This window comes from Nocardioides sp. CPCC 205120 (assembly GCF_048654585.1).
Classification (GTDB): Bacteria; Actinomycetota; Actinomycetes; order Propionibacteriales; family Nocardioidaceae; genus Nocardioides.
In genome coordinates this window covers 632,951-652,894 of record NZ_JBMCYY010000001.1, presented here as the reverse complement: position 1 = coordinate 652,894, position 19,944 = coordinate 632,951, and the positions used below count along the sequence as shown (strand labels likewise).

The 19,944-nt window shown below is 73.4% G+C and carries 19 protein-coding genes; 4 read left to right on the top strand and 15 right to left on the bottom strand.

Features of this window, described 5'->3' with window-relative positions; translation table 11 throughout:
• The first annotated feature begins 16 nt into the window (after positions 1-16).
• Positions 17-1,801, top strand: a complete 1,785-nt coding sequence (pknB, locus tag ACOACO_RS03045) for a Stk1 family PASTA domain-containing Ser/Thr kinase (RefSeq protein ID WP_420294775.1) — start codon at positions 17-19, stop codon at positions 1,799-1,801.
• Positions 1,802-1,826: 25 nt separating this feature from the next.
• On the opposite strand, the gene ACOACO_RS03040 is transcribed toward pknB, so the two are convergent.
• Positions 1,827-2,600, bottom strand: a complete 774-nt coding sequence (locus ACOACO_RS03040) for a DUF881 domain-containing protein (protein WP_420294774.1) — start codon at positions 2,598-2,600, stop codon at positions 1,827-1,829.
• 62 nt (positions 2,601-2,662) lie between these two features.
• Between ACOACO_RS03040 and ACOACO_RS03035 the strand changes: the two genes are divergently transcribed.
• On the top strand, positions 2,663-3,301 hold the full coding sequence (locus ACOACO_RS03035; RefSeq protein WP_420294773.1) for a cell division protein CrgA: 639 nt from the start codon (positions 2,663-2,665) through the stop codon (positions 3,299-3,301).
• Between the two features lie 173 nt (positions 3,302-3,474).
• Here the strand turns inward: ACOACO_RS03035 and ACOACO_RS03030 are convergent, their stop codons facing one another.
• The 3 genes from ACOACO_RS03030 to ACOACO_RS03020 all read right to left on the bottom strand — a co-directional run bounded on the left by ACOACO_RS03030 (position 3,475) and on the right by ACOACO_RS03020 (position 6,325).
• Entirely contained in the window at positions 3,475-4,743 is a 1,269-nt protein-coding gene (locus ACOACO_RS03030; protein WP_420294772.1) for a S1 family peptidase, read from the bottom strand.
• 140 nt (positions 4,744-4,883) lie between these two features.
• Entirely contained in the window at positions 4,884-5,801 is a 918-nt protein-coding gene (locus ACOACO_RS03025; RefSeq protein ID WP_420294771.1) for a rhomboid family intramembrane serine protease, read from the bottom strand.
• Positions 5,798-6,325 carry a peptidylprolyl isomerase gene (locus ACOACO_RS03020; RefSeq protein ID WP_277500494.1) on the bottom strand — a complete coding sequence of 176 codons (528 nt, stop codon included), beginning with the start codon at positions 6,323-6,325 and terminating at the stop codon, positions 5,798-5,800. The genes ACOACO_RS03025 and ACOACO_RS03020 overlap by 4 nt, the downstream gene beginning before the upstream one ends.
• Before the next feature lie 182 nt (positions 6,326-6,507).
• Here ACOACO_RS03020 and ACOACO_RS03015 point away from each other — a divergent pair, with 182 nt between their 5' ends.
• Positions 6,508-7,125, top strand: a complete 618-nt coding sequence (locus ACOACO_RS03015; protein WP_420294770.1) for a hypothetical protein — start codon at positions 6,508-6,510, stop codon at positions 7,123-7,125.
• 117 nt (positions 7,126-7,242) lie between these two features.
• On the opposite strand, the gene ACOACO_RS03010 is transcribed toward ACOACO_RS03015, so the two are convergent.
• Positions 7,243-7,650 carry a DUF3817 domain-containing protein gene (locus tag ACOACO_RS03010; RefSeq protein ID WP_420294769.1) on the bottom strand — a complete coding sequence of 136 codons (408 nt, stop codon included), beginning with the start codon at positions 7,648-7,650 and terminating at the stop codon, positions 7,243-7,245.
• Complete coding sequence (locus ACOACO_RS03005) at positions 7,647-8,540, bottom strand: SURF1 family protein (protein ID WP_420294768.1); 894 nt, start codon at positions 8,538-8,540, stop codon at positions 7,647-7,649. Before ACOACO_RS03005 ends, ACOACO_RS03010 begins: the two co-directional genes overlap by 4 nt.
• 122 nt (positions 8,541-8,662) lie before the next feature.
• Between ACOACO_RS03005 and ACOACO_RS03000 the strand changes: the two genes are divergently transcribed.
• On the top strand, positions 8,663-9,400 hold the full coding sequence (locus ACOACO_RS03000) for a response regulator transcription factor (RefSeq protein ID WP_420294767.1): 738 nt from the start codon (positions 8,663-8,665) through the stop codon (positions 9,398-9,400).
• Positions 9,401-9,542: 142 nt separating this feature from the next.
• Here the strand turns inward: ACOACO_RS03000 and ACOACO_RS02995 are convergent, their stop codons facing one another.
• From ACOACO_RS02995 to ACOACO_RS02955, 9 genes are all read right to left on the bottom strand, one after another.
• Positions 9,543-10,286 carry an HpcH/HpaI aldolase family protein gene (locus tag ACOACO_RS02995; protein ID WP_420294766.1) on the bottom strand — a complete coding sequence of 248 codons (744 nt, stop codon included), beginning with the start codon at positions 10,284-10,286 and terminating at the stop codon, positions 9,543-9,545.
• Between the two features lie 46 nt (positions 10,287-10,332).
• A complete protein-coding gene (locus tag ACOACO_RS02990) occupies positions 10,333-11,124 on the bottom strand; it encodes a carbon-nitrogen hydrolase family protein (RefSeq protein ID WP_420294765.1) in 792 nt (263 codons plus the stop codon).
• Entirely contained in the window at positions 11,121-12,149 is a 1,029-nt protein-coding gene (locus ACOACO_RS02985; RefSeq protein ID WP_420294764.1) for a LysR family transcriptional regulator, read from the bottom strand. Before ACOACO_RS02985 ends, ACOACO_RS02990 begins: the two co-directional genes overlap by 4 nt.
• Before the next feature lies 1 nt (position 12,150).
• On the bottom strand, positions 12,151-13,821 hold the full coding sequence (locus ACOACO_RS02980) for a dipeptide ABC transporter ATP-binding protein (RefSeq protein ID WP_420294763.1): 1,671 nt from the start codon (positions 13,819-13,821) through the stop codon (positions 12,151-12,153).
• Complete coding sequence (locus ACOACO_RS02975; protein ID WP_420294762.1) at positions 13,818-14,657, bottom strand: ABC transporter permease; 840 nt, start codon at positions 14,655-14,657, stop codon at positions 13,818-13,820. The genes ACOACO_RS02980 and ACOACO_RS02975 overlap by 4 nt, the downstream gene beginning before the upstream one ends.
• 3 nt (positions 14,658-14,660) lie before the next feature.
• The gene (locus ACOACO_RS02970; RefSeq protein ID WP_420294761.1) at positions 14,661-15,611 is read right to left on the bottom strand and encodes an ABC transporter permease; all 951 of its coding nucleotides are present in this window, start codon (positions 15,609-15,611) and stop codon (positions 14,661-14,663) included.
• A gap of 22 nt (positions 15,612-15,633) precedes the next feature.
• On the bottom strand, positions 15,634-17,193 hold the full coding sequence (locus tag ACOACO_RS02965) for an ABC transporter substrate-binding protein (protein ID WP_420294760.1): 1,560 nt from the start codon (positions 17,191-17,193) through the stop codon (positions 15,634-15,636).
• Between the two features lie 392 nt (positions 17,194-17,585).
• The gene (gene eutC, locus ACOACO_RS02960; protein ID WP_420294759.1) at positions 17,586-18,359 is read right to left on the bottom strand and encodes an ethanolamine ammonia-lyase subunit EutC; all 774 of its coding nucleotides are present in this window, start codon (positions 18,357-18,359) and stop codon (positions 17,586-17,588) included.
• On the bottom strand, positions 18,356-19,768 hold the full coding sequence (locus ACOACO_RS02955) for an ethanolamine ammonia-lyase subunit EutB (RefSeq protein WP_420294758.1): 1,413 nt from the start codon (positions 19,766-19,768) through the stop codon (positions 18,356-18,358). Before ACOACO_RS02955 ends, eutC begins: the two co-directional genes overlap by 4 nt.
• Between the last annotated feature and the right edge of the window lie 176 nt (positions 19,769-19,944).

The following is a 19,944-nucleotide window of genomic DNA, read 5'->3' as shown; positions in this document are numbered from 1 at the left end:
GTGCGGAGGGAGAGGGATGACCGACGCGGAGAGCCCCACCCTGGTGGGTGGGCGCTACGAGCTCGGCGGGCTGCTGGGCCGAGGCGGGATGGCGGAGGTCCGCAAGGGCACCGACACCCGGCTGGGCCGGGTCGTGGCGGTGAAGCGGCTGCGCACCGACCTCGCCAGCGACGCCACCTTCCAGGCCCGCTTCCGGCGGGAGGCCCAGTCCTCGGCCTCGCTCAACCACCCCTCCATCGTCGCGGTCTACGACACCGGCGAGGAGATGTCGCCCGACGGCATCGCCCAGCCCTACATCGTCATGGAGTTCGTCGCCGGCCGCACGCTGCGCGACGTGCTGCGCGAGGGCCGCAAGATCCTGCCCGAGCGGGCGCTCGAGATCACCAGCGGCGTGCTGTCCGCCCTCGACTACAGCCACCGCGCCGGCATCATCCACCGCGACATCAAGCCGGGGAACGTCATGCTCACCCCGAGCGGCGACGTCAAGGTCATGGACTTCGGCATCGCCCGCGCCGTCTCCGAGGCGTCCTCGACGATGACGCAGACGGCCGCGGTGGTCGGCACGGCCCAGTACCTCTCCCCCGAGCAGGCCCGCGGCGAGACCGTGGACTCGCGCTCGGACGTCTACTCCGCCGGCTGCCTCGTCTACGAGCTGCTGACCGGCCGGCCCCCGTTCGTCGGGGACAGCCCGGTGGCCGTCGCCTACCAGCACGTGCGGGAGCAGGCGGCGCTCCCGTCGGAGATCGACCCCTCCCTCGCGCCCGAGATCGACCAGATCGTCATGAAGTCGCTCGCGAAGCGCGTCGAGGACCGCTACCAGAGCGCGGCGGCCATGCGCAGCGACATCGAGCGCTACCTCGCCGGTCGCCCGGTGCAGGCGCCCGTGATCACGGACGAGCCGGAAGGCGCCGTCGCCGCCGCGCCGGTGGGGGCCGTGACCGCGGCGCCGCCCACCCGTCGTACCCCCGACGAGGTCGAGGACGACCGCGGCCGGCGCAAGGGTCCGTGGGTCGCCGCGATCGCGGTGCTGCTCGCCCTGCTCGTGGGCGTCGCCGTCTACGTCGTCGCGACCACCGACCTGTTCGAGGACCCGCCGGAGGACCTGCGGGTGCCCAACGTGGTGTCGATGACCGAGGACGAGGCGCGCACCGAGCTCGCCGACGCCGGCTTCACCGTCGCCGACCAGAGCCGCCAGGAGAACAGCACGGAGCCCGAGGGCACCGTCATCGCCCAGGACCCTCCGGGCGACACCTACGAGCCGGCGGACGCGGTGGTGACCCTCACCGTCTCGGCGGGGCCGGCGACCATCGCCATCCCCGACGTCGTCAACGACCCCTTCGAGCGGGCCTCCGCCCAGCTGCAGGACCTCGGCTTCACCGTGGAGCGCGAGGACGTCGACAACGACGCGCCCGCCGGCACCGTGGTGGCGATGGACCCGCAGGGCGGCGACGGCGGCATGTACGACCCCACGAGGACCACGGTCACGCTGTCGGTCTCGCGCGGCCCCGTCGCGGTGCCGGACGTCGAGGGCCTGCAGAAGGGCGAGGCCGAGCAGGCCATCATCGAGGCCGGGTTCCGGCCCGAGGGGGTCGCGCAGACGGACCCCAGCCGGGCGCCCGGCGAGGTGCTGCGGCAGATCCCCGTGGCCGACGGTCGCACCCTGCCGCAGGACAGCCCCGTCGTGTTCTTCTACAACGACTACGTCGCGCCCGCGCCACCGCCGACGACGACCACCCCGCCGACGGCGCCCGCGCCGTCGGGCGAGCCCACGGACCCGGGGCTGGGCGGGATCCTGCCCTGACGCCGGTACGGCGCCGCGCCGCCGCTCAGGTCAGCGGCTGGGCGTGGTCGAGGTCGAGGAGGCCCTGGTACTCCGGCGCCTCGATGGAGGACTCCTCCTCCAGGTCCCAGCCCAGCGAGACGGCCGGGTTGGCGGCGAGGTCGCGGTAGCCCTCCACCTCGGGGTCCTCGTCCAGCGCCAGGCGCAGGTCGTCGACGTCACCGACGGCCGAGATCTCGTAGGGCTGGGGGTACGGGATGCCCTGCAGCAGGATCGCGTTGCCCTCGCACTTGATGCCGGTCGTGCTGATGATGCGCTGGCCCTGGATCGTGACGGCCTCCGCGCCGCCCGCCCACAGCGCGTTGACCACGCTCTGGATGTCCTGCTGGTGCACGACGAAGTAGTTGGGATCCAGGCCGGACCCCTCGCGCACCGACTCCGGGCTGTCGCTCAGCGTCACCGTCAGGCCCTCGCCGGAGGTCGCCGTCAGGCCGGCGGGGCCCCGCAGGCGCTCGGCCTCGACGGCCCGGTCGTCGACGTCGGAGTCGCCGAGGCCCTCGGAGAGCCGGGCGATCTCCTCGTTCAGCTCGTTCACCCGGGCCGTCAGCGCCTCCGCCTGGGCGCCCTCCGCCTGCACGACGGAGGAGAGGTCACGGTAGCGGCCCGGGCGCAGGTCCGTGCCGTCGCTGCTGAGCGCGCTGGCCACGAAGAGGGTGCCGCTCAGCAGCAGGACGACCGGCGTACCCCAGCGCCAGCCGCCGCGACCCCCTGCCCGCGGGGACGCCGGGGCGTCAGGGCTCGGGTTCGGGCTGCTCGACACGACCACTACGCTAGCCCGCGGCGTGCGAACCTGCACCGCCCCGTCTGCGTCGAGGAGAAGTCGTGAGCAAGTCCGAGCCCGAGAAGAAGGCCGGCAGGTCGGGCGACCCGGCGAAGGCAGCTGCGGGCGCCACGCGCGCCACGAAGCGCCGCTCCGGTGGCGACGGCGACGAGGCCGTGACCCGCCTGGGCCGCCTCGGTCGCGGCGCTCGCCCGCGCGACGACCTCGCGGGGCTCGACGTGCGCCAGGAGCGGCTCATCACGCCGCGCTTCGTCCTGATGGTGGCGCTGGTGCTCGCGGGCATCGCCTACATCGTGCTCACCTGGCGCTCGCTGGGCGCCAACCCGCCGGCCGACTGGTCGGGCTACCGGGTCCTGCAGGAGGACGGCACGTCCACCACGGAGGGCCCCCGCAAGTGGGTGTGGGAGCTCGGCCTGTGGAACTACGCGATCGGGTTCGGCGCGATCCTGGTCGGCCTCATCATCGGTGCGCACCGCTCGACGCCGCTGGGCCGGGGCAACGGCGTGGTCGTCGGCATGCTGGCCTGCTTCGGCATCGGCCTGCTGTGGATCTGCACGTTCTACCTCTTCGCCGACAACATCACCGACGTCTGGGTGCTCGGCGCCCTCGGCCAGTGGAACCTGGTCGTGGGCATCGCCTTCATGGCGGTGGGCTTCTCCTACGCCACGAAGTGGGAGTGACCCCGCCCCACCCCTGAACGCCACGACGGACGCCGCCCCCGAGGGGTCGGCGTCCGTCGCTGTTTTTCGCGGGCGTCCCGGGTGAATCCCACCGTGGTGGTTTTCCACACTGTGGATAACCCCTGTGGAGAACTACACGCGTGTCATTCCCGTGGCGCTGGCGGGAGCGGGCCTCAGCCGTAGGTGAGCCCGTAGTAGGCCAGCGCGTCGGTGACGGGCTGCACGTAGGACGACTTCCCGCTCTCGAACCCGCCGTTGTAGGTGCAGCGCTGGGCGCTCGGGCCGCCGGAGGTGAGGCCGACGGCGTACCCGCCCGCCGTGTAGGTGCCGCCCGAGTCGCCGCCCTCGGTGCAGACGGTGGAGCGCATGAGGCCGCTGACCTGCGCCACCGTGCGGCCCTGGGCGTCGGAGTAGGTGACGGTGTTGCCGTAGCTGGCGATCTGGCCGCAGGTCACGCCGGTCGTGGAGCCCGACTTGCACAGCTGCGTGCCGACGGCCGGCTTGGAGGCGCCGTAGGGGGCGTCGAGCGTGCGGCCCGAGCCGTACGGGTTGACCGTGCGGGCCACCGTGTCCTCGGCGTCGATGCGCAGGGCACCGATGTCGCGGTCGGGGAGTCCGTCGTAGCTCGTGAAGGCCGAGCCGGCCGAGACGCCGATGCGGCTGCCGCCGGAGGTGAAGGAGCCGCCGCCCTCGTTGCAGTGGCCCGCCCAGATCATGTAGCGCGTCCCCGCGGAGCTCCGGGCCGGGAAGCCGGCCGAGCAGCGACCGCCCGACGAGGTGTAGACGGCGTCGCCGCCGCGCACCGTGAGCTGCGCCGACAGCGCGGGGGCCTCGACGACGCGCACGGCTCCGGCGTGCCGCGCGACCAGGGCGACGACCTCGGGCGAGGTGTCCCCGGAGCGACCCACGACGAGCCGGTCGCCCGGCACGTCGACCTCGAGCGAGGCGACCCCCGTCAGGTCGGCGGCGGCGAACCGCTCCTGCAGCGCGGTGAGGGCCTCCTCGCCGTTCGCCGCGGGCGCCACGACCGCACCGGCCGCGCGGGCGGCCCGCGCGTCGGCCGAGGTGCTCGCAGCACGCACGACGAGCCGGCCGCTGCCGTCGAGGAACTCGCCGTCGAAGTCGTGCCCCGCCGCCCGCAGCCGCGCGAGCGTGTTGTTCGAGGCGGCCTGGCGCTCCAGCAGGGTCTCCTGCTGGGCGACGGAGCGGCCGCTGGTCCGGGCCATCAGCGCGACCTGGGCGGCGTCGAACCGGGGCGTGACGACCTCGGCCGCGACGGGGGCGGGGGCCGTCGTGCGGGGCGTCAGCGCGTCGTCCGCGCTGGGCGGGGCGGCCGGGCTGGTCGGGCTGGCCGTCGCGGGGACGCCGAGCGCGGTGGGGACGGCCAGGGCGCCGGCTGCGACCAGCAGCCCGAGCGCGCGGGCACGGGGGCGTGCGTGCATGGAGGGGTCCTCTCCCGAGAGTGCTGCGGGGTCGCAGCGGAGGAGAGCAAGGTAGAGGCGCGCACGGTCCCGACGGATCCCCCGCGAGGTCACAGGTCTTCGCAGTGCACGAACCTGCAGGTGCGGCGCCGCCGCCCGCCTCAGACCAGCTCGGCGACGCGGAGCGCCACCAGGCCCAGCAGCGCGGCGAGGATGAGGAGGAGGCCCGCGGCCTGCCACCAGGCGCGTCGTACGCGCGGGGCGAGCACGATGACCGCGGCGGCGGCGACCCCGCCGAGGAAGCCGCCGAGGTGGCCCTGCCAGGAGATGCCGTTGCCGGCGGCGACGGTGATGAGCACGTTGATGCCGAGCCAGGCGGCGAGCGGTCGGGGGTCGGCGCGCAGCTTGAGCATCAGCAGGAGCAGCGCCCCCATGAGCCCGAAGACCGCGCCGGAGGCGCCGAGGGTCGAGGAGTACGGCTCCGCCAGCCACAGCACGGCGACCGACCCGGCGAGCAGCGACACGACGTACAGCGCGAGGAACCGCGCCCGTCCCATCACCTGCTCGACCTGGGGGCCGAGGAAGTAGAGCGCCAGCATGTTGAAGGCCAGGTGCAGCGGCGCGACGTGCGCGAACCCGCTGGTCAGCAGCTGCCACCACGCGCCGGTGGCGACGCCGTCGGCCCACGTGCCGGGGCACGCGGCCACGACCGAGACGTTGGGGAAGAACCGGCCGTCACCGGTCTCGCAGATGCCCCGCGGGGTGAGGGTCAGCAGGCGGCCCAGCGTGCCGTTGATCCCGCCGGTGGCCAGCAGCGCGACGAACACGCCGACGTTGGCCACGATGAGCGCGATCGAGGTGATCGCGGGGTTGCCGGGGCGGGTGCCGCCGTACGGCGTCGTGGGCGCCCGCACGGTACGGCGACCCTCGGCCACGCAGGCCGGGCAGTGGAAGCCGACGGCGGCGTCGTTCATGCACTCGGGGCAGATGGGGCGCCCGCAGCGCTGGCAGGAGATGTGCGTCTCCCGACCGGGGTGGCGGTAGCAGACCGGCACCCCGGCCGGGAGGGACGAGCTCACGACCGGGTGATCTCCACGGATTCGATGACCACGGGCTCGACGGGGCGGTCGCCCGCGGCCGTCGGCGTGGTGCCGATCGCGTCGACGACGTCGCGCGACGCCTGGTCGGCCACCTCGCCGAAGATCGTGTGCTTGCGGTTCAGCCACGGCGTGCGGTCCACCGTGATGAAGAACTGCGAGCCGTTCGTGCCCTTGCCCATGCGCGTGCCGGCGTTGGCCATCGCGAGGAGGTAGGGCTTGTCGAAGACGAGCTCGGGGTGGATCTCGTCGTCGAAGGTGTAGCCGGGGCCGCCCGTGCCGGTGCCCAGCGGGCAGCCGCCCTGGATCATGAAGTTCTCGATGACCCGGTGGAAGCCGAGGCCGTCGTAGTACTTCACGCCGCTGCGGCCGGCGTCGTCGGAGAACTCCTTGGTGCCCTCCGCGAGACCGACGAAGTTGTCCACGGTCTTGGGCGCGTGGTTCGGGAACAGCGTGATCACGATGTCCCCGCGGTTCGTCTTCAGCGTGGCCTTGAGGTCAGCCATGTCAGCCTTTCGGTCGAGTCTCGCCGGCACGGTCGCGTGCCGCCCCAGGAATCCTCGCACGCACGGCCAATGGTTCCCCGGGGGGTACGACGGGGTACCGGTCCTCTCGTGCGGTGTCCCGCGACACCGCTTGCCACGACATGGTCGAATGAAGGCCACACGCGACGAGAGGAAGGAACCAGATGGGCTTCCGCAAGAAGAAGACGTTCCTGGAGCAGGCGAAGGAGCAGGCGAGCGACTTCGCCGAGACCGTGCGCCCGCAGCTCGAGGCCGCCATCACCACGGCCAAGGAGAAGTCGGCCCCGGTCGTGGCCGACGCCCGTGAGAAGGCGGCTCCGCACGTGACCGCGGGCAAGGCGAAGGCGGCCACCACGGCTGCTGCCGCTGCGGCCGCCGCTGCCCCGCACGTCGCCAAGGGCAAGGCCAAGCTCGACGAGGGTCGCGACATCGCGGCCGCGAAGGCGCTCGCCAGCCTGCAGGCCGCCGAGGTCAAGGTCGCCGCGCTCCAGTCCGACCCGCCCCAGGCGGAGAAGAAGCACCGCCTGCGCAAGCTGGTGCTGCTCCTGCTCGTCGCCGGCGGCGCCACGTTCGTGGCGAAGAAGCTGTCCGGCTCGGGCAGCGACAACTGGCAGTCGACCTACACCCCGCCCCCGCCGCCGGCTCCCCCGGCGACCACGGGTGACGAGGGTGCCGGCGCCTCGCCCGACGAGGCGCTCGCCGACGCCGGCGAGGCCCCCCACCGGGCCACCACGCCGGACGAGCCGCTCGAGGTCGTCGACATCAACGACGACCGCGCCTGAGGCTCCCCCGCGCGAACGACGACGGCGCCCGTCCTGCTCCGGCAGGGCGGGCGCCGCTTCGTCGTGGGGGTGCCGCGGCCCGGTGCCGCGGGCCCGGTGTCGGCGGGTACGGCGGTGCTAGGCCACGGGCGCGCCGCGCGGGGCGGCGAGCTCGGCGGCGTACTCCTTCTTCACCCGCGCCGTCGCCTTGTGCTCGGCCCAGAAGGACAGCAGCGGGACGGTGCCGCAGGCGAGGACCAGCACGGTGAAGCCGGGCTCCCACAGCGCCTTGCGGGCCAGCAGGAACGCCGTGACGAGGAAGATCATGTAGAGCCAGCCGTGCGCGACGCCGAGCTGGTGGGTGATCACCTCGCCCACCTCCTGGGCGCCCGAGCCGGGTGTCACCCACGCGGGCGTGCTGGGGATGAAGCCCCACATCTCGGTGCCGTCGAAGTTCGCCAGCGGCACGCCGACGAGGATCAGCACGACGAGCAGGACACCGACGATCGTCGCCATGACGCGGTAGCGGAGCAGGGTTCCTCTCACGGGCTCGACGGTACTGCCCGCGTCGCCGCGTCCTCGTCCCGGTCCCGCTCCGGGTCCTCCCCGTCGGCCATCCCGTCGGGCGCCGCGCCGGAGGGCACGAGGCCCACCGTTCGGCCCGCGGCGCGGTCGACCTCGTCCTTCACGAAGCGCCACCACACGAACGCGGCGAAGAGGGCGAAGATCCACCACTCCACGGCGTAGAGCAGGTTGCGCAGTCCGGTGTCGCCGGCGACGGACGGCACCTCCTCGGGGCTGACCGCGGCCAGCCCGTCGGTGCCGGTGTTCTCGGGCGCCGGGGTGCTCGCGCCGAGCGGGATCTCCCCCGCGGCGTCGACGACGCCGTACCCGTCGTACAGGCTCGCGTCCACCAGCCGCACGACGTCGGCCATCCGCAGCTGGGGCAGCACGCGGTCGGTGGGGTCGTCGTCGGTGGCCCCCGTGCCCTCGCCGGGCTGCAGCCACGCCACGGCCCGCACGGCGCCGCTCGGCTCCGCGGGCAGGGAGTCGGCGTCGTCGGTCCAGCCGCGGACGAGGGGCAGCACGGCGCCGTCGCCGCCGTCGGTCTCGACGGGCGTCACCACCCACCAGCCCTCGGTGTCGTCGCGCTCGCGGTCGGAGACGAGGAAGGTGGTGCCGGCCTGCCAGGTGCCGGTCACGCTCACGGGGACGCCGACGTCGGAGCCGGGGAACGGGGTGCCGGGGTCGAGGACGTCGTCGAGCGCGACGGGCTCGCGCTGGGTGACCTCGCGGGCGGCCAGCTCGCGGTGGCCCTGCCACGCGTCGTACTGCCACAGGCCCAGGCCGGTCGCCACCGACACCGCGGCCAGTCCCAGCAGGTGCACCGGCAGCACCCGCGCGCGGAGCGCGGGAGGGACGGAGCGGCCGGACACACCTCCAGGGTACGGACCGTTGGTCCCGTCCTCCCGCGGCGGTAGGGGGTGATCTGCAAGAATGACCCCTTGTGGAACCAGGAGTGGCGGGCGACGGGAGTCCGGACCGTCGTGCCCTCGTCGTGGAGGACGATGCAGACATCCGCTCCCTCATCGACCTGACCCTCTCCGCGCAGGGGTTCGTGATCCGCACCGCGGCCACCGGCCGCGACGGGCTGCAGCTGGCGCGGGAGTGGGAGCCCGACCTCATCACCCTCGACCTGGGTCTGCCCGGCATCGACGGGCTCGAGGTCTGCCGCCGCGTGCGCGAGTTCTCCGACGCCTACCTCATCGTCGTCTCGGCGCGCCAGGACGAGGTGGACCGCCTCATGGCGCTGCAGACGGGCGCCGACGACTTCCTCGTTAAGCCCTTCAGCCCGCGCGAGCTGCAGGCCCGCGTGACGGCGATGTTCCGCCGTCCCCGCAGCGGGGCGATGCCCGTCGCGGAGGAGCCCGCGGCCGCCGCCGGCGCCGAGACCGTCGTGCTCGGCGGGGCGCCCGTGCCCGCGGACCACGAGGTCCTGCGCCACGGCCCCGTCGCGATCGACGTCGACGGCCGCCGCGCCTTCGTGCTGGACGAGGAGGTCGACCTCACCCGCACCGAGTTCGACCTGCTCACCCACCTCATGCGCACCCCGGCGCGCGTGTGGACCCGCGAGGCGCTGCTGCGCACCGTGTGGGGCAACGACTGGGTCGGCGACGCCCACCTCGTCGAGGTCCACATCGGCAACCTGCGCCGCAAGCTCACCCAGGCCTCGGGCGACCGCGCCCTCATCCACACCGTGCGGGGCGTCGGCTACCGCATGGGCGGGGCCGTCTGACGCTGGGGCACCGCCCCACCCGCCGTTCGTGGTGCCAGCGCCACGGAAGGTCTGGCGCTGCTACCACGAGCCGGGACCCCCCGACGTACGACGACGGGCGGGGGACCACCGGCCCCCCGCCCGTCGCGCACCTCGCCGTGGCTCACGCCTGGGCGAGGATGTCCTCCATCAGCTGCTTGGGCGCGGTGAAGCCCTGGGTGAGGGCGTCGTGCACCATCTGCAGCGCGATGTAGCTGGCGCCGTGCTCGACGGCGAGCTTCTTCTCGGCCTCGGACCACGCGGGCAGCACCCACGGCTTGCCGGCGGCCTCGGCCGTCTTCGCCACGTGGGCGATGTCGGCGAAGTCCTCCGCGCTGCGCGTGTAGGAGCCGCGCCCGCGGCGCAGCGACAGGTCGGTCGGGCCGATGAAGACGCCGTCGACGGTGTCGAGCGCCAGGATCGCCTCGACGTCGTCGAACGCGCCGGCGTCCTCGATCATCGGGAAGACCAGGGTGGTGGCGTCGGCGTTGCGGTACCACTCGTCGGAGTACCCGCCGTACCCGACGGTGCGGCCGCCCGCCGCGCTGCGGTCGCCCAGCGGCGGGAACTTGGCGTAGCCGGTGACCAGCTTCGCGTGCTCCACGTTCTCCACGTGCGGGATGATCACGCCGTCGGCGCCGAAGTCGAGCGCCTGCTGGATCGGGCCGCGCTCGGGCACGAGCACCTTGGCGAGCACGGTGAGGCCGAGGCCCTTGACGAAGGGGATGAAGCGCTCGAGCGTCTCGAGGTCGAACGGGCCGTGCTCGATGTCGAGGATGACGAAGTCGTAGCCCAGCTTCGCGACGATCTCGGCGACGGCGGTGGTGGAGTCGGAGAGCCAGGCGCCCAGCTGCGGGGTCGTGGTCATGGGGATCGGTGTCCTTTCGAGACGGTGGGGAAGCAGGGCCGCGCGCTCAGGCGCCGACCCGGTAGCGACGGTTCGCGAGGCTGGGGTTGCTGGCCCGCACCACCTCGGTGCGGCCGGGGTCGACCTCGAAGACCGCGACGTCGACGGTCTCGGCCAGCTCCGCGATCGTCGAGCCCATCGGGTCGACGGCGAGGGCGGAGCCGATGCCGAGCGGCGGGGCCTGCGAGACGCCCGCGACGAAGACGGTGTTCTCGATGGCGCGCGCCAGGAGCAGGGTCTTCCAGTGGAACTCCTTGCGGGGGCCGGGCACCCACGAGGCCGGGTAGAGCAGCACCTGGGCGCCCGCGTCGACCACGCGGCGCGCGGACTCGGGGAAGCGGAGGTCGTAGCAGGTGAGGATGCCGACCTCGATCCCGCCGACCGTGAAGGTCTCGGGGGCGTCCAGGTCGCCGGGGCGGATGTGGTCCGACTCCTTGAACCCGAACGCGTCGTAGAGGTGCTGCTTGCGGTACGCCGCGACCCGCTCGCCGTCGGGGCCGAGGGCCAGCAGGGTGTTGTAGGCCCGGTCGGCGTCCGGCGACGTCTCGACGAGGCCGAAGACGACCGCGACGCCGAGCTCGGCCGCCAGTCGGGCGACCTCGCCGGCGAAGGGCCCGTCGAGCGGCTCGGCGTTCTCCACGAAGGCGGGCGAGAGCTGCGGCAGCTCGAACATGGCCCACTCGGGGTAGACGAGGAGGTCGGCGCCGCGGGCGACCGCGAGCTCGCCGAGGCGGCGCATCTCCGCGAGGTTCGCCTCCTTGTCCTCTCCTGACAGCATCTGGCAGAGCGCGATCTTCATGCGGGGTGCTCCTCTCGGGGGCGGGTCGGGGTGTCGGCCGGCGCGGCACGCCAGGCCTCGTCCCCGTCGGTGTGGCTGTGGAGGCCCTGCGCCCACAGGGCGTCCTGGTAGGCGGGCATCCACGGGCGGTCGGGGTCGGCGGGGCGGGAGTACGCCGCCGTGAGGACGTCGATGAACCGCGAGGTCACCGGGGTGGTGCGGTCGGGGTGCCAGGTGAGCGACACCACGGCGTCGAGCTGCGGCTCCACCAGCGGCCGGTAGACGACCTTGGGCAGCCGCAGCGCCGTCAGCGAGCGCGGCACGAACGAGACGCCGGCGCCGGCCGACACCATCCCGACGTGGTCGAGGTATGACCCCGCCGCGACCGGGCCGCGCGGGCTGAAGCCGGCCCGCATGCAGGCCACCACGAGCGCGTCGTGGTTCTCCGGCGCCGCGTGCCGGGGGATGGTGATGATCTGCTCGTTGCGCAGGTCGGCGATGGCGACCTCGTCGTTGGCCGCGAGCGGGTGGTCGTCGGGGAGCGCGAGCAGGTAGGGCTCGCGGAACAGCTCGCGGCTCTCGAAGCCCTTGTCGCGGTGCTGGGTGAGCAGAAGCGCGACGTCCTGCCGGCCGCCCTCGAGCTCCTCCAGGATCTGCACGGTCGTGGAGTAGGTGATGGGCACCTCGACCCGCGGCGAGGCGTCGCGGAACTCCCGGATGACCGTGGGCAGGTGGCCGTAGACGAGCGCGCGGGTCATGGCCACCCGCACCCGCCCGAGCTCGCCGGCGTGCAGCTCGTTGAGCAGCCCCTCGAGGTCGTGCACCTGCTCGAGCACGGCGCGGCAGCGCAGGTAGAACTCCTGCCCGGCCGCGGTGACGGTGAAGGGACGGGTCGAGCGGTCGAGCAGCTGCAGGCCCAGGTCGGTCTCGAGCCGGATGATCTGCTGGCTCAGCGCCGGCTGGCTGATGAAGAGGCGCTCCGCGGCCGTGCGGAAGCTCTGCGCGTCGACGAGCGACACGTACATCTCGAGCCGTCGGGTCTCCACGTCAGCCGGCCAGCCGCGCGGAGCGCCGTCGGGCCTGCAGCTCGGGGTCGGGCACGGGCGCGGCGGCGATGAGGCGCCGCGTGTACTCCTCGCGGGGGGAGTCCAGCACCTGCGCGGTGGACCCCTGCTCGACGACCCGGCCCTTCTGCAGCACCACCACCGTGCTGGCCAGCTGCTCCACGACGGAGAGGTCGTGGGTGATGAAGAGGCAGGAGAAGCCGTGCTCGCGCTGCAGGTCGGTGAACAGGTCGAGCACCGAGGCCTGCACCGAGACGTCGAGCGCCGAGGTGGGCTCGTCGGCCACGAGGAGGCGGGGGTCGGTCGCCATCGCGCGGGCGATGCCGACGCGCTGGCGCTGGCCGCCGGAGAGCTCGTGGGGGAAGCGGTCCACCCACTCCTTCGGCAGCCGCACCTGGTCGAGCAGCTCCTCGGCCCGGCGCCGGCAGGCGCGGCGGTCGGTGAGCTTGCCCGTCCACCGCAGCGGGTCGGTGACGACCTGCCCGATGGTGCGGCGCGGGTCGAGGGAGGACGCGGGGTCCTGGAACACCATCGAGACGTTCTCGCGGATGTGCTGCAGGTCGGCCTTGCCGCCGGCGCTGACGTCGCGGCCCGCGACGCTCATCCGCCCCTCGGCGACCGGGAGCAGGCCCATCGCGAGCCGACCGATCGTCGACTTGCCCGACCCGGACTCGCCGACCAGCCCGACGATCTCGCCGGGTGCGACGGTGAGGTCGAGGTCCTGGCCGGCGCGGAAGCCCGGCTTGCGCCACGACCCGGGGTACTCGATGGCGACACCGTGCAGCTCGAGCACCGGCGCGGCCTCCCGGTCCACGACGGCGGTGGTCGTCGTACCCGACCCGAGCCGGGGCACGGCCTCGAGCAGCGCGCGGGTGTACTCGTGGCGGGGGCGGGCGAAGAGCTCGCGCGCCGGCGCCTGCTCGACGACGCGGCCGTCGCGCATGACGACGACCTTGTCGGCGACGTCGGCGACGACGCCCATGTCGTGGGTGATGACGAGGACGCTCATCCCGGTGCGCTGCTGGAGCTCGCGCACGAGGTCGAGGATCTCGGCCTGCACCGTCACGTCGAGCGCGGTGGTCGGCTCGTCGGCGATGAGCAGCTGGGGCTCGGAGGCCATCGCCATCGCGATCATGGCGCGCTGGCGCTGGCCGCCCGAGAGCTGGTGGGGGTAGTGGCTGACCTTGAGCTCGGGGTCGGGCATGTGCACCTGGCGCAGCAGCTCGACGGCGCGCTCGCGGGCCGCGGCCTTGTCGACGTCGCGGTGGCTGCGGATGGCCTCCACGAGGTGGTGGCCGATCGTGTAGACCGGGTTCAGCGCCGTCATGGGCTCCTGGAAGATCACGGCCACGTCGCTGCCGCGCACCTCCCGCAGCCGCTTCTCCGAGGCGCCGACGAGCTCCTCGCCGGACAGCCGGATCGACCCGGTACGGCGGGCACCCTCCGGCAGCAGGTCGAGCACCGCCATCGCGGTGACCGACTTGCCGGAGCCCGACTCGCCGACGAGGGCGACGGTCTCGCCGGGGGCGACGGAGAAGGTGATGCCGTGGGTGACGGCCTTCCAGCGCTTGGGGCCGCCGAACTCGACACCGACGTCGGTGATCTCGAGCAGCGCGGTGGTGGGCGGGCTCTTCTCGAGCACGGGCTGGGTCATCGCATGTTCCTCGACTTCGGGTCGAGCCCCGAGCGCAGCGCGTCGCCGACCAGGCCGAAGGCCAGGATGGTGAGCACGACGAACGCCCCGGGCACGAGCAGGACGTGCGGGTCGCTGGACAGGTAGCGCTGGCCCTGGGCCACCATCGAGCCCCACGACGGCGTGGGGGGCACGACGCCGAGGCCGAGGTAGCTGAGGCCCGACTCGAGCAGGATCGCGGTGGCGATGGTGAGCGAGACCTGCACGATGAGCGGCGCCGAGATGTTCGGCAGGATCACGCCGAGCAGCCGGGTGCGGGTCGGGGCGCCGAACGCGGTGGCGGCCTCGACGTACTCCAGCCGCTTGACCGAGATGACCTGGCCGTAGGCGATGCGGGCGAAGGTCGGGGCGAACAGCACGCCCATGGCGACGATGAGGGTGAGGGTGCCCGGGCCCCGCAGCGTGACGGCGAGGAGCACCAGGATGATCGGCGGGAACGCCAGCAGCACGTCGACGAGCACCCGCATGGTGAGCACCTCGACGAGGCCGCCGAAGTAGCCGCCGAGCAGGCCGATGAGGGTGCCGAGCACCATCGCCAGCGCCGTGGCGCCGAGCGCGATGAGCAGCTCGACCCGGGCGCCGTGGATGACGCGGCTGAGGATGTCGCGGCCCAGCTCGTCGGTGCCGAGCAGGTGGGTGCCGGCGCCCGGCGACTGCAGCCGGTTGGCCACGTCCTGGGTCAGCGGGTCGTGCGGGGAGATGAGCGGGGCGAGCAGCAGCACGAGGAGCATGAGGCCCACGTAGGCCAGGGCCACGGCCCGCAGCGGGGTCAGCGCGTGACGGAGACGGGTCAGCACGGCTCATCGCCTCACTCTCGGGTCGAGCACGCCGTAGAGGACGTCGACGACGATGTTGATGGACACGAACAGGACGGCGATCGTGATGACGATGCCCTGCACGACGGGGTAGTCGCGGGCGGTCACCGCCTCGACCAGCAGGCTGCTCAGCCCGGGGTAGTTGAAGACCCGCTCGACGAGCACGGTCGAGCCGAGCAGGGTGCCCACGCCGATGCCGACGGTGGTGACGACCGGGGTGAGGGAGTTGCGCAGCACGTAGCGCCGGAAGACGGTACGGCGCGACAGCCCGAGCGAGCGGGCCGTGCGCACCCAGTCCTGGTGCAGCATCTCGAGCACCGCGGAGCGGGTCATGCGGGCCACCGTGGAGGCGAACCCGACGGCCAGCGCCACCGCGGGCAGCACCAGGACCTGCGCGTGCCGGTTCGGGTCGGCGCCCCACTCGGCGTACCCGCCGGCGGGCAGCCAGCCCAGGTTGAGGGCGAACACGAGGATCAGCACGGCGCCGAACACGAAGACCGGCAGGGCCACGCCGATGGACGTGAGCACCGAGGTGAGCGAGTCGAACCAACCGCCCTTGCGGGCCGCGAGCGCGCCCCACGGCACGCCGACGACGACCGCGATGAGGGTGGCGAGGCCGACGAGCTCGAGGGTGCGCGGCAGCCGCTCGCCGATGGCCTCGGCGACGGGCTGCTGGTTGCGGAAGGACTCGCCGAGGTCGCCCGTGAGGGCACCGGAGAGGAACTGCCAGTACTGCGTCAGCAGGGGCTCGTCGAGCCCGAGCTGCGCCCGGACCCGGGCGACGGCCTCGGGGGTGGCCGACCCGCCGTCACCCTGCGAGAGCAGGAGCAGCGCGGGGTCGCCGGGCACCAGGTGCAGCGCGAGGAAGATGAGGGTCAGGACCAGCAGGACGAGGCCGACCCCCATCCCGATCCTGCGCAGGACGTACGTGTACACGGTGTTCCTCTCCGGTGCCGGCTCAGCGGTCGAGCGAGACGTTCGCCAGCGTGTAGCCGCTGAAGAACGTGTGGAAGCCGGGCAGGTTGGCGAAGCCCTCGACGTCGTCGGCGTAGGCCCACGCCTGGTCGCGGGTGTTGATGGACGCGAACGGCACCTCGGTGGCGAAGAGGGCGAACGCGTCCTCGTACGCCGCGGTGCGCGCGGCGTCGTCGGTGGCCCGCAGGCCGGCCTCCAGCGCCTCCGCCAGCTCCGGGCTCTGGTAGCCGTAGCTGCGGTTGAAGTTGTCCGGGCCCTGCACGAAGTTCGTCAGGTAGGAGGGGTCCGTGACGATGCCGACCTCGCCGGAGACGGCCAGGTCGTAGTCGCCGGCGGCGCCCTTCTCCAGACGGCCCGACCAGTCGGGGGCGTCGAGGGTGACGTCGATGCCGACGGCCTGCAGGTCCTGCTGGACCGAGAGGGCGTTGTCCTGGAGGAACGTGTACTGCGACGTCGCGAGCAGCGTGGCCTCGAACCCGTCGGGGTAGCCGGCCTCGGCCAGCAGCTCCTTCGCCCGGTCGGGGTCGTAGCTCCACAGCTCGTCGCCGACGCCCTCGAGGGCGGGGTCGGAGAGCGCGACGCCGTACAGCGGCTCGCCGTTGCTCTGGAAGGCGGCGGTCAGCGCGTTGTCGCGGTTGACCGCGTGCGCGACGGCCTGGCGCACCAGCGGGTCGGCGAACGGGCCCTCGGTGGTGTTGAACTGCACGTACTGGAACGGGCCCGGCTGGGCGTCGAGCTCGACGCCGTCGGTGTCGCCGACGCGGTCGAAGTTCTCCCAGGTGACGTAGTCGATCATGTCGACGTCGCCGCTCACCATCGCGTTGGCGCGGGCGTCGCCGTCGGCGTAGTAGGTGACGTCGATGCCCTCGAGCGCGACGTCCTCGGCGTCGTAGAAGTCGTCGAACTTCGCGAAGGTCATGCCCACGCCCGCCTGGGTGTCCTCGAGGACGAACGGGCCGGCGCCGACCGTGTTCGGGGTGTCCGGGTTGAGGCTCGCGTCCGGCACGATCGCGGCGGTGGGGACCGCCAGGTACTCCAGGAACGCGTTGTTCGGCGCCGACAGCGTGATGGTGACCTTGGTGTCCCCCTCGACGGTGATGTCCGCGACGTCCTGCAGGCCCGCGATGAGCGTCGAGCCGGTCTCGGGGTTCGCGTAGTACTCCAGCGAGCTCTTCACGTTCTGCGCCGTCAGCGGCGTGCCGTCGGAGAACGTCAGGCCCTCGTGGAGGGTGAAGACGTACGTCGTGGGGTCGGGGGTCTCGACCGACTCGGCGAGCGCCGGGACGACCGCGCCCTCCTCGTCGAGGGTCATGAGGCCGCGGTGGACGAGCGTCAGCACGAAGTTGGTGGCCGAGCCCTGCCACACGCCCGTGGTCAGCGTGACGGGCTCGGCGGAGAGACCGAACCGCAGGGTGTCGGCGTCGCCGGCGCTGCTGCCGCCGCCGCAGGCGGCGAGGGTCATCGAGGCGACGGCAGCGGCCGTGAGGGCCGCGGTGCGGGGTCGGGCCGAGGCGCGGAGCCGCGAGGTGAGGGAGGTGCGCATGAGGGTCCTCTCGAGATGTCCACGCCGGTGGGAGCACCGGCGGGGTCCGGACGAGTACCGCCTCGAACCGAGCAACGGGCGGGGGTCTCGGAGGATCATGCGCAGCCGACAACATACGTGTCTAATACGTCTGTTGGGGATCAACATAAGTGCCCGCTTATGTAACACGCCCGCCACACGGCCGTGACGGCGGTGACGCACGACGGGCCACGACACGTCCCGACCGTGTCCACGGGGTTAACCGCGCAGGTCAGCGGCGTGATGCAGTTCTCGGCCAGCCGGGCGGCCACGGCCGTGTGGCCGCCGTCACGAGCCGTGTGACCCGGGCCTCGGGCGGGGGTCGGCTGGACGGCCGTGGACGGCCGGCCGGGGGCCGGGACGCCCCCGAGGTCTCAGATGACGGACGTCGGGTCGGGCGGCGGCACGGCCCCGGCGGCGCCCGAGGTGTCCTTGAGGCGGACCCCCGACTCCCCCAGCTGGCGCGCCCCGACGACGAGCGCGGCGACGGTGCGGGCCGCCGTACCGTGGTCGAGGCCGTCGGGCGGGTGGATGTTCGAGACGCAGTTGCGCTCCGAGTCGCGCCGCCCCGGCCGGGGCCGGTGGGTGAGGTAGACGCCGAGGCTGCTGGGCACCGACAGGCCGGGCCGCTCCCCCACGACGACGAGCAGCGTGCCGACGCGCAGGCGGGCGCCCACGTGGTCGCCGAGCGCGACGCGGGCGTCGGTCGCGACGACGAGCGGGGCCCAGGTCAGGGACGACGGGAGCGCCTCGCGCAGCGCCGCGACGAACGCCGGGGCGTGGTCGGTGAGCGCCTGGCCCGACAGGCCGTCGGCGAGCACGACCCCGATGTCGGCCCCCTCGCCCTCGGCCACCTCCGGCAGCCCGGAGAGGTCCGCGGGCTCGCGGCCGAGGTCGGGGCGGCGCAGGTACTCCCCCCGGTCGCCGGCGCGGCTGCGCACGACGTACGGCGTGCCCAGGCCGCGCGCCTCGAGGTCGCCGACGAGCGCGTCGACGTCGACGGGCACGTGCACGGCGTCGCGGGCGCGGGCGTGGGCGGCGCGGAAGGCGAGCACGTCGCGCAGCGCGAGGGTGTCGCCGGTGCGGCCCAGCCCGATGCGCGACGACGTCGTGCGGCGCATCGCGGCCCAGAAGTCCTCGTCGCTCACGCGCCCGCCCCCAGCGTGCGCAGCGCGGAGGTGCGCGGGTCGACGGGCAGCACCCGTCCGGACTCCGACATCAGGCCCACCCTCTCCAGCCAGGCGTCGAACTCGGGCGCGGGCCGCGCGCCGACGAGGTCGCGGGCGTAGAGCGCGTCGTGGAACGACAGGCTCTGGTAGCCCAGCATCACGTCGTCCGCGCCCGGCACGCAGATGACGAAGCCGACGCGGGCGGCGGCCAGCATCGTCAGGAGCACGTCCATGTCGTCCTGGTCGACCTCGGCGTGGTTGGTGTAGCAGACGTCGACACCCATCTGCAGGCCGAGCAGCTTGGCGCAGAAGTGGTCCTCGAGACCGGCGCGCACGACCTGCTTGCCGTCGTACAGGTACTCGGGGCCGATGAACCCGACGACGGTGTTGACGAGGAAGGGGTCGTAGGCGCGGGCCACGGCGTACGCGCGGGTCTCCAGGGTCTGCTGGTCGACGGGGCGCCCGCCGGTGCCGAGGTGGGCGCCGGCGCTGAGGGCCGAGCCCTGCCCGGTCTCGAAGTACATGACGTTCTGCCCGACCGTGCCGCGCCGCAGCGACCGCGCGGCCTCGTCCGCCTCCTGCAGCATCGCCAGCGTGACGCCGAAGCCCTCGTTGGCGCCCTGCGTGCCGGCGATGGACTGGAAGACGAGGTCGACCGGGGCGCCGGCCTCGACGAGGTCGATCGCCGTGGTCACGTGGGTGAGCACGCACGACTGGGTGGGGATGTCGTAGCGCTGCCGCACGTCGTCGAGCAGGTGCAGCAGGTCGCGCACCGCCCGCGGGGAGTCGGTGGCCGGGTTGATGCCGATGACCGCGTCGCCCGAGCCGAGCAGCAGCCCGTCGAGGGTGGCCGCCGCGATGCCGCGGGGGTCGTCGGTGGGGTGGTTGGGCTGCAGCCGCGTCGAGAGCCGGCCCGGCAGGCCGACGGTGGTGCGGAACGCCGTGGTGACCTGCACGGCCCGCGCCACCACGACGAGGTCTTGGTTGCGCATCAGCTTGCTGACCGCCGCCACCATCTCGGGCGTCAGCGCCCAGCGCACGGCGGCGAGCCGCTCGGCGGCGTCGGGCAGCGTGACGACCTCGAGCAGCCAGTCGCGCAGGCCACCGACGGTGAGGTGGGAGATCGCCGCGAACGCCGTGGCGTCGTGCTGGTCGAGGATGAGCCGCGTGACGTCGTCGGTCTCCCCCGGCACGAGCAGCTCGGTGAGGAAGAGGTCGAGCGGGACGTCGGCGAGCGCCCACTGCGCGGCGGCGCGCTCGGCATCCGTCGCGGCGGCGCAGCCGGCCAGCTCGTCACCGGAGCGGCGCGGCGACGCCTTCGCCATCAGCTCGACCAGGTGGTCGAAGCGGTAGGTCGTCGACCCGAGGGTCTGTCGGAACACGGTCACGCTCCCGGACGGTAGGCCGGTCGCGTCACCCGCGTGTTACACGCGGCCGTCGGGGCGCCCACCATGCGCGGATCCATGCGCGGGGCGGCGCCGGGCTTATGCAGGGCGCGCCGGCGTCTCGTGGTGGCAGCGCCACGGAATTCCTGGCGCTGCCACCACGAACCGGGGCGGGGGGG